Source organism: Kitasatospora sp. NPDC058444 (assembly GCF_042721415.1).
Classification (GTDB): Bacteria; Actinomycetota; Actinomycetes; order Streptomycetales; family Streptomycetaceae; genus Kitasatospora.
Window position 1 is genome coordinate 61,068 of sequence record NZ_JBHXLL010000018.1, and the last position, 13,489, is coordinate 74,556.

The window sequence follows — 13,489 nt, forward strand, 5'->3', positions numbered from 1 at the left end:
AGGTCAGAAACCCTACGATTTCGAGGTCACGAGCCTCCGGCGCAGCCGGAGGATCATGACCGTCCCCACCGCCAGCGGCACGTACTGCCAGCAGAACGCCCAGCGGAAGGCGGTGGCCGAGTACGATCCGGCGCCGTCCGGGGAGAGGGCGTCGAGCAGGACGCCGATGCCGAAGAGGGTGATCATCGTGCCGATGAAGCCGCCCATGTTGACGATCCCGGAGGCGGTGCCGAGCCGCTCCGCCGGGTTCCGTGAGCGCGCGTAGTCCAGGCCGACGAGCGAGGCCGGGCCGTTGCTGCCCATCACCAGGATGATCCCGACCAGCAGCCACATCGGCGGGTGGCCGCCGGGCCAGGCGAGCACCAGCGCCCAGCCGAGCGCGGTGGCGGCGATGACGGTGAGCACGATCGGCATCCTGGCCCGCGCGGTGCGGGAGAGCAGTCGGCCGAAGAGGAACCCGAAGCTCATGTTGCTGAGCACCAGCAGGGTCAGCAGCCCGCCGGCCCCGGCCCGGGACATGCCCTGGGCCTGCACCAGGTAGGGCAGGCCCCAGAGCAGGCCGAAGGCGTTGCCGGGGAACTGGGTGGTGAAGTGGATCCAGAGTCCGAGCCGGGTGCCGGGCTCCCGCCAGCAGGCGAGGACCTGTCGGCCGACCCTGGGCCGTTCCCGGTGCTCCACTGGGCGGGTCGGTTCCGCCGGTGCGGGGGCGTCCCGGAGGAAGAGCGCGACCAGCGCGAACACCGCCACGCCCAGCAGCGCGATCGCGGTGAAGGTGGGCGTCCAGCCCTCGCTGTGCAGCGCCCGGGCGAGCACCACGGTGGTGACCAGGTTGCCGCCCATCCCGGCCAGGCCGGTCAGCTGGGCGACGAAGGGGTTCCGGGCCGCCGGGAACCACCGGGCGGCGATCCGCAGCACGCTGATGAAGGTCATCGCGTCGCCGCAGCCGAGCACCGCGCGGGAGGCCAGCGCGGGGCCGAAGTCGGAGCTGAACGCGAAGGCCAGCTGGCCGGCACTCAGCAGCACGACGCCGGTCAGCAGCACCCGGCGCGGCCCGAACCGGTCGACCAGCAGGCCGACCGGGATCTGCATGGCCGCGTAGACCAGCACCTGGAGGATCGAGAAGGTGGAGAGCGCCGAGGCGCCGATGCCGAAGCGGTCGGCGGCGTCCAGCCCGGCCACGCCGAGGCTGGTGCGGTGGATGACGGCCAGGACGTAGACGCTGACGCCGATGGACCACGCGAGCCAGGCCGCCCTGCCGCCGGGCGGCGCGGGAGCCGGCGCGGGCGCTGACACGGGCGCCGGTGCGGGGGGATCGACGGTGGGCCGGGGAGCGGGGACGGACGGGGACGGGGCTGGGCGAGCGGGCTCCACGGTCATAGTCCGACCAGACTAGTCATCCCATGATTGGACACCCGGACCCGGGGGGTGCGACGCAGGGGCAGCGACCAGGACCTCAGCCGGTCAGCGTCCAGGACACCGAGCGGGTCATGTAGCGCTCCCGGAAGGCCTCGTCCCGCACCCAGTCGGTGGTGTCCCGCACGGTCGCCGTCACGGTGGCCGTGCGGCCCGGAGCCAGCCCCAGCCACGCGGTGTCCAGCCAGGAGCCGTCGCCGGACTGCGGCACCACCGGGACGCCGTCCACCTTCCACTCCACCTTCAGCTGCCGCGGGCCGGTCAGCGGCAGCGGCCGGACCTCGAGCCGGGGCCGTCCGGACACCTCGCCGGGGGCCGGCACCGGGGCGTCGGTCGGCCGGACCTTCCGGTACAGCTCCTCGATGATCGCCTCGCGCGAGGGGAGGTTGTACGCGCTGCCCAGGGTGCGCATCACCGAGTCCGGGGTGGGCCGGTAGAGGCCGTTGGCGCTGCGGTACGCCCCGATCACGCCGGCCCCGTCCGGGGACTCGGCGCCCAGCCAGCGCCACCACTTGGTCTGCTTCCGGCGCATGTCGTCGGCGTTGACGGTGGCGAGGTTCGGGTAGTCGGCGTCGTCGGGGGCGCTGTCGTACTCGTCGCCGAGGTCCCCCACGGTGTGCCCGATCTCGTGCTGGATGATCCGCCCGGCGTCCGCGCTGCCGCCCGCCAGCGTGGTCACCCCGGTGCCGCCGGCGCCGCCGTACTCGGTGGAGTTGGCCAGCGCGATCAGGTACTGCGGCCCGGCGCCGTCCCCCGCGTACCGGGCGGTGGCGGACTCGTCGGCGCAGAGCAGCCGGGCGGTGCCCTCGCACCAGAAGTGCATGCCGAGCGGGGTGGCGGGCCTGCGGCCGCGGCCCTCGGACTCGGCGATCCCGGAGACCGGGGAGACCACCTCGACCCGTCTGATGTTGAAGTAGCCCTGGTAGGTGCGGAACGGCTCGATGTCCATCAGCGCGTGCCAGGCCCGGTCGGCCTGCTGCCGGAAGAGCTCCTGCTCGGCGGCCGTGTAGCCGTCGCCGAGCAGCACCAGGGTGATGCGGTTGGCCGGGTCCCCGGTGCGGCGTATGTCGACCGTCGGGGCGGCCGCGGGTATCCGCTGGTCGGCCTGGAGGGCCGCGTGCGGCGGCACCGCGCGGTCGGCCGGCGCCCCCGGCCCGATCGCGCCGAACGGCGAGGGGCCGGCCAGCTCCAGGGCGGACGGGAGGGCGGCGGCGGACACCAGGACGAGTGCGGCCAGACTCCGGACGAGGCGGCCAGGGTTGCCAGGCGGCATACGGGTGCGTCCTCCGGGTCCGGTCACCCGGCGTCGCCCGGGTGGTGGAGCGGAGACGTACCCGGGCGGCCGGGGCTCCCCTATCCGGCCGCGAAAAAGTCACCGACCTGGCCGAACGATCCTCATATTCCGGATCATTCAGGTCATACCAACCATTGGCCGGGCGGCCTCCGAGGCCCGCCGAAGAGTCCCGAGAAATTTTCCGAACCCGTCTGCAACCCCCCGCGGGGATGCGCGTCTATACGGATGAAGGCACGGAGAGCGAGACCGGCGGAGCCGGGGGGCGCTTCCGCTCACGAGGAGCGGGGCCGGTCGTCTTCACCCATTCACACCATCAGCACCACCACCCTGGGGACTCACATCATGCGTACGTCCGTTATCTCCCGTTTTGCGAAGAACGACCGCGCGCTCTCCGGCCGCCGCCGCGTCGCCGTCCTCGCCGCCACCACCGTCCTCGCCGGCGGCGTCCAGTTCCTCGCCACCGACACCGCCTGGGCCTGCGGCGACCACCGGCTCGGCGGCGCGTACGAGGCCCCCGCCGACGTGCCCGGGCTCTCCCCCGACACCGCCATCACCTCGGCCAGGTCCTCGGTGGTCGCGGACGGCAGCTGGAACGAGGTCTCCCTCAAGATCACCAACAAGGCCGCCGAGGACGCCCACGGCATGGAGCCCTTCCTCGGCCTCGTCGCCCCCGCCCCCGGTACCGCCGTCCGCCTCCAGGACGTCCGGATCCAGTACCTGGACTACACCGGCGCCTGGAAGAACCTCCGGCTTCAGGACGGCTGCACCCGCGCCGTCGAGGTCACCGGCTCCCAGCGCCAGCGCATGGCCGCCAACAGCTCGCTGACCTTCAAGTTCCGCTACTCGCTGGCCTCCGGCACCCCCGCCGGGGTGACGGCGATCAACCTGTTCGCCTCGACGGAGATGGCCGGCTCCCAGGGCGCCGGCAGCTCGGCCTTCAAGCCGGTCAAGGTGACCCACCCCCAGGACACCGCCGCCGCCAAGCCGACCACCCCGGCCAAGCCCAAGCCCACCCCCACCAAGGCCGCGCCCGCCAAGGCCGCCGAGCCCGCCACCGAGAAGACCGAGCAGACCGGGAAGACCGAGCAGACCAAGGGCGCCGCGCCGGCCGCCGAGGCCCCGAAGGCGCCGGCCGCCGCCCCGGCCACCACGGCGCCCGCCGGCACCCCCGAGCTGGCCCAGACCGGCTCCTCCTCCGCCGACACCTTCCTCGCCGCCGGCTCCGCCCTCTTCCTCGCCCTCGGAGCGGGCGTCCTGATCGCCGTCCGTCGACTCCGTCCCCAGCGGTAGTCGACGGGCGGTCACACCGAAGGGGCCCTCCTCCGCACGGCGGTGCGGAGGAGGGCCCCTTCTTCGGTCCTGTCTGCCCGTCAGCCCCAGGTGATCAGGCGCTTGGGCTGCTCCAGCAGCGCGGCCACGTCGGCCAGCACCTTGGAGCCCAGCTCCCCGTCCACCAGGCGGTGGTCGAAGGAGAGCGCCAGCGTGGTCACCTGGCGCGGGACCACCTTGCCCTTGTGCACCCACGGCAGTTCCCGGACCGCGCCGAAGGCCAGGATGGCGGCCTCGCCCGGGTTGAGGATCGGGGTGCCGGTGTCGACGCCGAAGACGCCGACGTTGGTGATGGTGACCGTCCCGCCCTGCATGTCGGCCGGCGAGGTCTTGCCCTGACGGGCGGTCTCGACCAGCTCGCCGAGCGAAGTGGCCAGCCCGGCGAGGGTCTTGGACCCGGCGTCCTTGATGTTCGGGACGATCAGGCCGCGCGGGGTGGCCGCGGCGATGCCGAGGTTCACCTGGCCCTTGAGGACGATCTCCTGGGCCGCCTCGTCCCACTGCGCGTTGATCTCGGGGTGCCGCTTGATCGCGGTGAGCAGCGCCTTCGCGACGATCAGCAGCGGGCTGACCCGGACGTCCCGGCCCAGCTCCCCGCTCTCCTTGAGGCGGCGGACGAACTTCATCGTGCGGGTCACGTCGACCTGCACGAACTCGGTGACGTGCGGGGCGGTGAAGGCCGAGGCCACCATCGCCTGCGCGGTCGCCTTGCGGACGCCCTTGATCGGCACCCGGACGTCGCCCGTGGCGGGCGCGGGCACCTGCGGCGCGGCCGGCTCGGCCACGGCCGCCACTGCCGCCTCTGCCGCCGGAGCCGCCTGGGCGGGCGCGGCCGCCGGAGCGGCCTGGGCGGCGGCGTGGGCGTGCACGTCCTCGCGGGTGATCACGCCGTCCCGGCCGGTCGGGGTGACGGCCCGCAGGTCGACGCCGAGGTCCTTGGCCAGCTTGCGCACCGGCGGCTTGGCCAACGGCCGCTCCCCGCCCGGCACTTCGGTCACCGGCGCGGGAGCCGCGGGCGCTGCGGGCGCCGGAGCGACGACCGGGGCCGCTGCGGCCGCCGGAGCGGTCGCGACGACCCTGGTGGTGGTCGTCCGCCGTGCCCGGCGCTGGGCGGTGCCGGTGCGCGGGCCGTACCCGACCAGCACCTCGCGCCGCTCGGGCTCGGCCTCCTCGGCCGGAGCCGGAGCCGCCGCCGGGGCCGGAGCCTGGGCCTGGGCCTGGGCGGCCGGCGCCTCGGCGGGGGCGGCCGGAGCCGCGGCCCCCGCCTCCCCGGCGACCGCGACCGAGATGATCACGGTGCCGACGTCGACCGTCGAACCCTCGGGGAAGTGCAGCTTCTCGACCACCCCGTTGAACGGGATGGGCAGCTCCACGGCCGCCTTGGCGGTCTCCACCTCGCAGACGACCTGCCCGTCGGTGACGGTGTCACCGGGCTTGACGTACCAGCTGAGGATCTCGGCCTCGGTGAGGCCCTCGCCCACGTCGGGCATCTTGAACTCGCGGAGCGAGCGAACTTCGGTGGTCATCTTCGCTCCCCCGGATCAGTACGCGAACGCGCGGTCGACGGCGTCGAGCACGCGGTCCAGGTCGGGCAGGAATGCCTCCTCGACCCGGGACGGCGGGTACGGCGCGTGGTAGCCGCCGACCCGCAGGACCGGTGCCTCCAGGTGGTAGAAGCACTTCTCGGTCAGCCGGGCGGCCAGCTCGGCGCCCATGCCCATGAAGACCGGCGCCTCGTGCACCACGACGGCCCGGCCGGTGCGCTTGACCGACTCCTCCAGGGCGGCGAAGTCCACCGGGGAGAGCGAACGCAGGTCGACGACCTCCAGCCGGCGGCCGTCCTCCTCGGCGGCCGCGGCGGCCTCCAGGCAGACCTTGACCATCGGGCCGTACGCGATCAGCGTCGCGTCGGTGCCGGGCCGGACGATCCGGGCGTCGTGCAGGCCCAGGTCCGCGGCGTCGCCGACCTCGCCCTTGTCCCAGTAACGGCGCTTGGGCTCCAGGAAGATGACCGGGTCGTCGGACTCGATCGACTGCCGCAGCATCCAGTGCGCGTCGTGCGCGCTGGCCGGGGTGACCACGCGCAGGCCGGCGGTGTGCGCGAAGTAGGCCTCGTGCGACTCGCTGTGGTGCTCGACCGCGCCGATGCCGCCCGCGTAGGGGATGCGCACGGTGACCGGCAGCTTGACGTGGCCCAGCGCACGGGCGTGCATCTTGGCCAGCTGGGAGACGATCTGGTCGAAGGCCGGGTAGACGAAGCCGTCGAACTGGATCTCCACGACGGGGCGGTAGCCGCGCAGCGCCAGACCGATCGCGGTGCCCATGATGCCGGACTCGGCGAGCGGGGTGTCGATCACCCGGTCCTCGCCGAAGTCCTTCTGGAGGCCGTCGGTGATCCGGAAGACGCCGCCGAGCTTGCCGATGTCCTCGCCCATCAGGACGGTCTTCGGGTCGTTCTCCAGCGACTTGCGCAGCGCTCCGTTCAGCGCCTTGGCGATGCTCAGCTGACCGGCCATCAGTGGTTCTCCCCCGCCTCGAAGGAGGCCGCGTACTCGACGTACTCGGCCCGTTCCTCATCGACCAGCGCGTGCGGTTCGCTGTACACGTGGTCGAAGATCAGGGTCGGGTCCGGGTCCGGCATGCCGCGCACGCCCTCGCGCACCCGCAGCCCCAGCTGCTCGCTCTCGGCGTCGACGGCGGCGAAGAACTCCTCGTCGGCCAGGCCCTCCTTCTCCAGGTGGGCGCGGAGCCGGGTGATCGGGTCCTTGGCCTTCCAGGCCTCGGTCTCCTCGGCGTGCCGGTAGCGGGTGGGGTCGTCGGACGTGGTGTGGGCACCCATCCGGTAGGTGAAGGCCTCGATCAGCACCGGGCCGTTGCCGCTGCGGGCGTGGTCGAGCGCCCAGCGGGTGACCGCCAGGCAGGCCAGCACGTCGTTGCCGTCGACCCGGACGCCCGGGAAGCCGAAGCCGGAGGCGCGGCGGTACAGCGGGATCCTGGTCTGGGTGGTGGTGGGCTCGGAGATCGCCCACTGGTTGTTCTGGCAGAAGAAGACCACCGGCGCGTTGTAGACCGAGGCGAAGGTGAAGGCCTCGTTGACGTCGCCCTGGCTGGAGGCGCCGTCGCCGAAGTACGCGATCACCGCGTCGTCGGCGCCGTCCTTGCTGATGCCCATCGCGTAACCGGTGGCGTGCAGGGCCTGCGCGCCGATCACGATGGTGTACAGGTGGAAGTTCTTCTCGTTCGGGTCCCACCCGCCGTGGTTCACGCCGCGGAACATGCCGAGCAGGTTCAGCGGGTCGACGTCGCGGCACCAGGCGACGCCGTGCTCGCGGTACGTGGGGAAGGCGTAGTCGCCGGGGCGCATGGCGCGGCCGGAGCCGACCTGGGCGGCCTCCTGGCCGAGCAGCGAGGCCCACAGGCCCAGCTCGCCCTGGCGCTGGAGCGCGGTGGCCTCGCCGTCGAACCGGCGCACCAGCACCAGGTCGCGGTAGAGGGCGCGCAGCTCCTCGGGAGTGGTGGTGAGGGGGTAGTCCGGGTGCTCGACCCGCTCGCCTTCCGGCGTGAGCAGCTGGACGAGCTCCGGCTGGGCGGCGTCCTTGCTCGCCTTGCCCTTGGCGCGGAGGGTGTCAGGGACGCCGGGGGCCGCCTTCTTGCGAGCCCTCGCCGTGCTTTTGACGGTCACGTTCACTCCTCGGTCTGTCCGGCCGCCCGGGGTCGCCGGTGACCGGTCCGGTCACCGCCTCGCGGGGCGCGCGTGGGTGTGCGCTCCCACTGCGGGGCAGGTGGTGATCCTGTTCCGACGGCGTCCCTCACGAGAACGTTACCCAGCGTCCGCCCTCGACGCGCTTGCGCTAGGACGTCCTACTTGTTCAGGGCCTACAACCCCGAGGGTGCCGCGCTCGGCTCGCCGTCGGAAGGGTGGGGGTGACGGTCGGCGTGACGCAGCTCTCAATTCGAGCGCCTTCAGGACACCAGCGCACGTTATCCGGGCGGAAGCCCGTGCGTAAGGGGGTTCTCGGTATCGGTTTCGGACGGCCCTGGCCGGATCCCGTCGGTGGTGGGGTCCGGGTGATAGGTCTTTTATACGGTGATATGGGAGGCTTTGGACGTGACTGATAACGGACGAATCAGGGTATTCCTGCTCGACGATCACGAGGTCGTCCGGCGGGGCGTGCACGATCTGCTCTCGGTCGAGGACGACATCGAGGTGGTCGGCGAGGCCGGCACGGCCGCCGAGGCGCTCACCCGGATCCCCGCGGTCCACCCGGACGTGGCGGTGCTCGACGTCCGGCTGCCGGACGGCAACGGGGTCGAGGTCTGCCGCGAGATCCGGTCCAAGCTGCCGGAGATCAAGTGCCTGATGCTGACCTCGTTCTCGGACGACGAGGCACTGTTCGACTCGATCATGGCCGGCGCCTCCGGCTACGTGCTGAAGGCGATCCGCGGCACCGACCTGATCACCGCCGTCCGGGACGTCGCGGCCGGCCGCTCGCTGCTCGACCCGGTCGCCACCAGCAGGGTGCTCGCCCGGCTGCGCGACGGCGGGGAGAAGGAGGACGAGCGGCTCTCCCAGCTCACCAAGCAGGAGCGGCGGATCCTGGATTTGATCGGCGAAGGTATGACAAATCGTCAGATCGGCAACGAGTTGCACCTGGCCGAGAAGACGGTGAAGAACTACGTCTCGAGTCTGCTCGCCAAGATGGGCATGGAGCGGCGCACCCAGGCGGCCGCCTTCGTGGCGCGGCACCAGGCCGACCACCAGTACTGACCGGGCGAGTGCACAGAACTGACGGGCTGTCAAGGGCCCCCGCAAGGGGGCCATAACCTCTCCACGTGACTTTCAGCCAGACCCTCGCCTGCGCCCCGGCCCGCCCCGACCTCTCCGCACCGCCGATGGGGACCCTCAGCCCACCCGTCCCGCTGGGCGCGCTCGCCGAGGTACTGGCCCGCTACCGGACAGGACGGCTGCTGTCCGCCGAACCGGTCGCCGAGGGCCTGCTCAACCGCGGGTACCTGGTCACCACCGAGGCCGGTCCGTACTTCCTGAAGTGCTACGTCGACTCCGCCACCGCCGGCCGCCCGAAGATCGTCGCCCACCACCGCGCGATGGCCGCCCTGAACACCCTCGGACTGCCCGTCACACCCCCGCTGGCCTGCGCCGAACGGTCCGGCACGGTGGCCTCGTGGGGCGGCCGGCTGTTCGCGCTGTTCCCCTGGGTCGACGGCCGGCACCGGCACGGCGACGAGCTCGAACCGTCGCAGTGCGACGCGCTCGGCGCGCTGCTCGGCCGGCTGCACGGCGCGCTCGACGACGTCTGCGCCCCCCTCGACCAACCCTCCGGCTACCAGAGCGCCGACGCCGTCGACAGCGCCGCCCTCGCCCGCGACCTGCGGCGCCGCGCCCGCGAACACCACCCGGCCGGGGAGCTGGACGCCCTGGTGGTGGAACGGCTCACGGAACGGCTGGAACTGCTCGCCGAGCACGCCCACCGCCGCCCCGCCCCGGCGGCCGCGCCGCCCACCGGCTGGACCCACGGCGACTTCCACGGCCTCAACCTGCTGTACGGCGACGGCCCGCGGGGCGGCCGGGTGGCGGCCGTCCTGGACTGGGACAAGCTCGGCCCGCAACCACGCGCCGAGGAGGCCGTCCGGGCCGCCACGCTGCTCTTCAACGACCGCTCGTCCGGCGTCCTCGACCTGGTCCGGGTCCGCCGCTACTCACAGGCCTACCGGGCGTCCGGCGCCGCCACCGCCGAGCACCTGGCCGCCGCCGTCCACCGGGTCTGGTGGGAGCGGCTGAACGACTTCTGGATGCTCCAGTGGCGCTACCAGCGCGCCGACCACCGGGCCGACCCGCTCTACCCCGCCTCCGCGGGGCAGTTGGCGTGGTGGTGCCAGGAGTACGAGCAGGTCCTGGACGCCTTCGTCAACTGACCGGGCCGACCGGCCGACCACGGCGGAGGGGCCGACCGAAGCCGGTCGGCCCCTCCGCCGGTTCCCCTCCGGTCAGTTCCCGCCCCCCGCGGGCAGCGAGGGCGGCGGCGTGACCGGCGGCATCGTCTTGGTCGGCAGCGGGTTCGGCGCCTGGGTGTTGCCGCCCCCGCCACCGGCCGTCGCACCGCCGGTCGAGGGCGCCGAGGCGCTGGACGTCTGCGTGTGGCTCGGGGACCCGGTCGCCGTCGGGGCCGACGAGTGCCTGCCCGAACTCGGCGACGGCGACATGTTGTTGCCGGTGTTCCCGGTGTTGTACCCGCCGCTGTTGGGGTCGGTCGGCTGCTGCGGCTTCTTGCTGCCGGTGGTCGAGGTGGGCGGCGGCGTCAGACCGCTCTGGGACGGCGCGGGCGTGTCGCTGCTGGTGACCGCCGGGGGCTGCGACGGGGACACCGCCGGGTCGACCCTGTCGTGGCCGCTGAGTGCGAAGGCGATGCCCGCACTGGCCGCGACCAGCACGGCGATCGCCCCGGCCACCCAGGCCCACGGCCCGCGCCGCCTGCCGCCGTCGCCGTCCTCGCCCGCGACCTCGCCGCCGTACGGACCGCCGACCGCCGGGTAGGACGTGGAGGGGGTGTGCGGGCCGCCCGTCGGGTACGGCAGCACGGAGGTCTGGTCACCGGGGCGCACCGCGCCGAAGGCCGCGGTGGCCGCGGCCTGGTCCGGCCGGAGCACCTGGGTCGCGCCGGTGTCGCCGGCGGCCGCACCGGCCCAGCCCGCCCCGCCCGCCCCGTGCATCTCGCGCAACGCGTGCTGCACGTGGGCGCGGAACTCGTCGGCGTCCTGGAAGCGGTCGTCCGGGTTCTTGGCGAGCGAGCGCAGCACCAGCGGGTCGAGCCCGACCGGCACCCGGCCGTTGGCCTGCGAGGGCGGCACCGGCGGGTCCTGGACGTGCTGGTAGACCACCGACAGCGGGGTGTCACCGGTGAACGGCGGGCGCAGCGTGAGCAGTTCGTAGAGCATGCAGCCGGCCGCGTACAGGTCCGAGCGGTGGTCGACCGGCTTGCCGAGCGCCTGCTCGGGCGAGAGGTACTGCGGGGTGCCCATGACCATGCCGGTCTGGGTCATCGTGGTCGCCCCGCCGGTCAGCGCCCGGGCGATGCCGAAGTCCATCACCTTGACCGCGCCGGCGTTGGTGATGATCACGTTGGCGGGCTTGATGTCGCGGTGGACGATGCCGCTGCGGTGGCTGTAGGCGAGCGCCTCCAGCACCCCGGCGATGATGATCAGCGCCTGGTCGACCGGCGGCGCCTCCTCGTCCGCCAGCAGCTCGCGGACGGTGCGGCCCTCGACCAGCTCCATCACGATGTACGGCGTGGACTCGTCCCCGACGTACTCCTCGCCGGTGTCGTAGACCGAGACGATCGAGTGGTGGTTGAGCGCCGCGACGGCGTGTGCCTCGCGGGTGAAGCGCAGCCGGGCGACGTCGTCCTGGGCCAGCTCGCCGCGCAGCAGCTTGACCGCGACGGTGCGGCCGAGCCGCACGTCCTCGGCGGCGAACACCTCGGCCATGCCGCCCCGGCCGAGCCGGTGGGTCAGCCGGTAGCGGCCGTCGCCGACGGTGCTCAGCGGCACGGCGGTGCCGCGGCCCGGCGTCTGCGGGCCGCCGAACGGCGGCAGCGCCGAGGTCGGGGCCTCGCCGCCGGGCTCGGGAATCCTCGGGGTTCCGCCGGTCCGGCCGACCGCTCGGACACCCGCGTCGTCGTCCGGCTGCTGCGTCTGTGCCATCGCTCCTCGCCCCGGGCGTTCGCTCGGATCGCGGTGCCCTGTCGCTTACGTATCCCCGAACGCTACCGCTTCCGGCGGACGGACGCGGCACCCCCGAACCGGCCGGAACCCGTCAGAGCAGGCCATTCCGGTCGGCGGGGAGGTCGACGACCAGCACGTCGGCGGGACGCGCCCCGTGGCTGTACTTGCCGCCCGTCTTCTCGTCGGCCTTGTTGACCACGATGGCGATGATGATGCCCGCGAGCACCAGCACGCCGACGATGATCCCGATCACGACCACGGCCGTCGAGCAGCCGCCGCCACTGGTGGGCGCCTTCGGCTGCTGGTACGGCGGCATCGGCTGCGGAACCGGCATCGGCTGCGGCGGCGGGGTGTGCGCCTGCGGCACCCCCGGCTGGAGGTACTGCGGGTGCGGGGTGTGCGGGGCCGGCGGCCGCGGCTGCTGGAAGGCGGGCGGCGGGGTCTGGTACTGCTGCGGGAAGGGGTGCGGGGTCTGCGGCTGCGGCGTCGGGTACGCCGGCGGCGGCGTCCGGTACTGCTGCGGCGCGCCCTGCTGGAGGTACTGCGGCGGGGGCGTCTGCGGGTTGTGCGGGGCCTGCGGGTTGTGCGGGGCCTGCGGGTTGTGCGGGGCCTGCGGGTTGTGCGGGGCCTGCGGGTTGTGCGGTGCCTGCGGGTTGTGCGGTGCCTGCGGGGCGGCGTGCACCGAGCGCGGACCCTCGTTGATCACCAGCGGGGTGCTGGCCTGGAGCCGCTGCCCGCTGCCGCCGCCCTTGGCGGCCTCGATCAGCCGCTCCGCCTCGTCCCGCATCGCCGCCGCGCTCTGGAACCGGTGCGCCGGATCCTTGCGCAGCGCCTGGGCGACGAAGGCGTCCACCTCGGGGGTGACCGAGCGGTTGAGGGTGGAAGGAGCCGGCGGCTCCTCCTGGACGTGCTTGTAGGCGATCGAGAACGCCGAGTCGCCGTCGAAGACCAGCTGCCCGGTGATCATCTCGAAGAGCATCACGCCGACCGAGTACAGGTCGGAGCGGGCGTCCACCGGCTTGCCGAGCGCCTGCTCGGGCGAGAGGTACTGCGGGGTGCCGACCACCATGCCGGTCTGCGTCATCGACGTGACGCCGGATTCCAGCGCACGGGCGATGCCGAAGTCCATGACCTTGACGTTGCCCTTGCGGTCGAACATGACGTTGCCGGGCTTGATGTCGCGGTGCACCAGGCCCATGTCGTGCGAGGCCTCCAGCGCGTTCAGCACGCCGACGGTGACCCTCAGGGCCTCCTCGGCCGGCATCGCGCCGTACCGGCCGATCGCCTCGTTGATCGCCTCGCGCAGGCCCTGGCCGTCGATCAGCTGCATGACGATGTACGGCGTGCTGGAGCCGTCCGCGGCGACGTCCTCGCCGCTGTCGTACACCGTGACGATGTTGGGGTGCTCCAGCCGGGCCACGGCCTGGGCCTCGCGGCGGAACCGCTCCTTGAACGAGTCGTCCCGACCCAGCTCGCTGTGCATGCTCTTCAGCGCGACCTGCCGGTCCAGCACCCGGTCGTGGGCGAGGTGCACGGAGGCCATGCCGCCCTCGCCCAGCAGCCGCTGCAGCACATAGCGGCCGTTGCCCAGGGAGAAGCCCTCGACCGCCGCGTTGCCGTGCTCGCTCATGGTCCTCTGCTCCCCCTCGGCGCGGCCGTGCTCGCCGCAGCCTGACGTTCGGTCTCGTCCGTGCGTGGTGGGCCCGGCCCGCT

Annotated in this window: 10 protein-coding genes; 3 read left to right on the forward strand and 7 right to left on the reverse strand. The window is 73.2% G+C overall.

Going from position 1 to position 13,489, the window contains the following annotated elements; translation table 11 throughout:
* Positions 1-12 precede the first annotated feature (12 nt).
* Both ACFWP2_RS20180 and ACFWP2_RS20185 read right to left on the reverse strand, forming a co-directional pair.
* Positions 13-1,293 (reverse strand): nitrate/nitrite transporter, encoded by a 1,281-nt coding sequence (locus ACFWP2_RS20180; protein ID WP_380453150.1) that lies wholly within the window; start codon positions 1,291-1,293, stop codon positions 13-15.
* 160 nt (positions 1,294-1,453) lie between these two features.
* A complete protein-coding gene (locus ACFWP2_RS20185) occupies positions 1,454-2,686 on the reverse strand; it encodes a M64 family metallopeptidase (protein WP_380453152.1) in 1,233 nt (410 codons plus the stop codon).
* A gap of 363 nt (positions 2,687-3,049) precedes the next feature.
* Here ACFWP2_RS20185 and ACFWP2_RS20190 point away from each other — a divergent pair, with 363 nt between their 5' ends.
* Positions 3,050-3,997 carry an LAETG motif-containing sortase-dependent surface protein gene (locus tag ACFWP2_RS20190; protein ID WP_380453154.1) on the forward strand — a complete coding sequence of 316 codons (948 nt, stop codon included), beginning with the start codon at positions 3,050-3,052 and terminating at the stop codon, positions 3,995-3,997.
* Positions 3,998-4,077: 80 nt separating this feature from the next.
* Here the strand turns inward: ACFWP2_RS20190 and ACFWP2_RS20195 are convergent, their stop codons facing one another.
* Genes ACFWP2_RS20195 through pdhA form a run of 3 tightly spaced genes read right to left on the reverse strand, consistent with a single transcriptional unit; the run spans position 4,078 to position 7,718 of the window.
* Positions 4,078-5,562 carry a dihydrolipoamide acetyltransferase family protein gene (locus ACFWP2_RS20195; RefSeq protein WP_380453156.1) on the reverse strand — a complete coding sequence of 495 codons (1,485 nt, stop codon included), beginning with the start codon at positions 5,560-5,562 and terminating at the stop codon, positions 4,078-4,080.
* A gap of 15 nt (positions 5,563-5,577) precedes the next feature.
* Positions 5,578-6,552, reverse strand: coding sequence for an alpha-ketoacid dehydrogenase subunit beta (locus ACFWP2_RS20200; protein ID WP_380453157.1), 975 nt, complete (start codon positions 6,550-6,552; stop codon positions 5,578-5,580).
* Entirely contained in the window at positions 6,552-7,718 is a 1,167-nt protein-coding gene (pdhA, locus tag ACFWP2_RS20205; RefSeq protein WP_380453159.1) for a pyruvate dehydrogenase (acetyl-transferring) E1 component subunit alpha, read from the reverse strand. The genes ACFWP2_RS20200 and pdhA overlap by 1 nt, the downstream gene beginning before the upstream one ends.
* A 426-nt stretch (positions 7,719-8,144) precedes the next feature.
* Between pdhA and ACFWP2_RS20210 the strand changes: the two genes are divergently transcribed.
* A complete protein-coding gene (locus ACFWP2_RS20210; RefSeq protein WP_380453161.1) occupies positions 8,145-8,804 on the forward strand; it encodes a response regulator in 660 nt (219 codons plus the stop codon).
* A gap of 65 nt (positions 8,805-8,869) precedes the next feature.
* Positions 8,870-9,970, forward strand: a complete 1,101-nt coding sequence (locus tag ACFWP2_RS20215) for a phosphotransferase (protein ID WP_380453163.1) — start codon at positions 8,870-8,872, stop codon at positions 9,968-9,970.
* 72 nt (positions 9,971-10,042) lie between these two features.
* Here ACFWP2_RS20215 and ACFWP2_RS20220 read toward each other — a convergent pair whose 3' ends face one another.
* Positions 10,043-11,755, reverse strand: a complete 1,713-nt coding sequence (locus ACFWP2_RS20220; protein WP_380453165.1) for a protein kinase — start codon at positions 11,753-11,755, stop codon at positions 10,043-10,045.
* A 112-nt stretch (positions 11,756-11,867) separates the two neighbouring features.
* A complete protein-coding gene (locus ACFWP2_RS20225; RefSeq protein WP_380453167.1) occupies positions 11,868-13,406 on the reverse strand; it encodes a protein kinase in 1,539 nt (512 codons plus the stop codon).
* Positions 13,407-13,489 lie beyond the last annotated feature (83 nt).

Excerpts from the sequence above, each read along its gene's own strand:
- ACFWP2_RS20225 (WP_380453167.1), bottom strand. The coding sequence starts at position 13,406 with ATGAGCGAGCACGGCAACGCGGCGGTCGAGGGCTTCTCCCTGGGCAAC.
- ACFWP2_RS20190 (WP_380453154.1), top strand. The coding sequence starts at position 3,050 with ATGCGTACGTCCGTTATCTCCCGTTTTGCGAAGAACGACCGCGCGCTC.
- ACFWP2_RS20200 (WP_380453157.1), bottom strand. The coding sequence starts at position 6,552 with ATGGCCGGTCAGCTGAGCATCGCCAAGGCGCTGAACGGAGCGCTGCGC.
- ACFWP2_RS20195 (WP_380453156.1), bottom strand. The coding sequence starts at position 5,562 with ATGACCACCGAAGTTCGCTCGCTCCGCGAGTTCAAGATGCCCGACGTG.
- ACFWP2_RS20220 (WP_380453165.1), bottom strand. The coding sequence starts at position 11,755 with ATGGCACAGACGCAGCAGCCGGACGACGACGCGGGTGTCCGAGCGGTC.
- ACFWP2_RS20185 (WP_380453152.1), bottom strand. The coding sequence starts at position 2,686 with ATGCCGCCTGGCAACCCTGGCCGCCTCGTCCGGAGTCTGGCCGCACTC.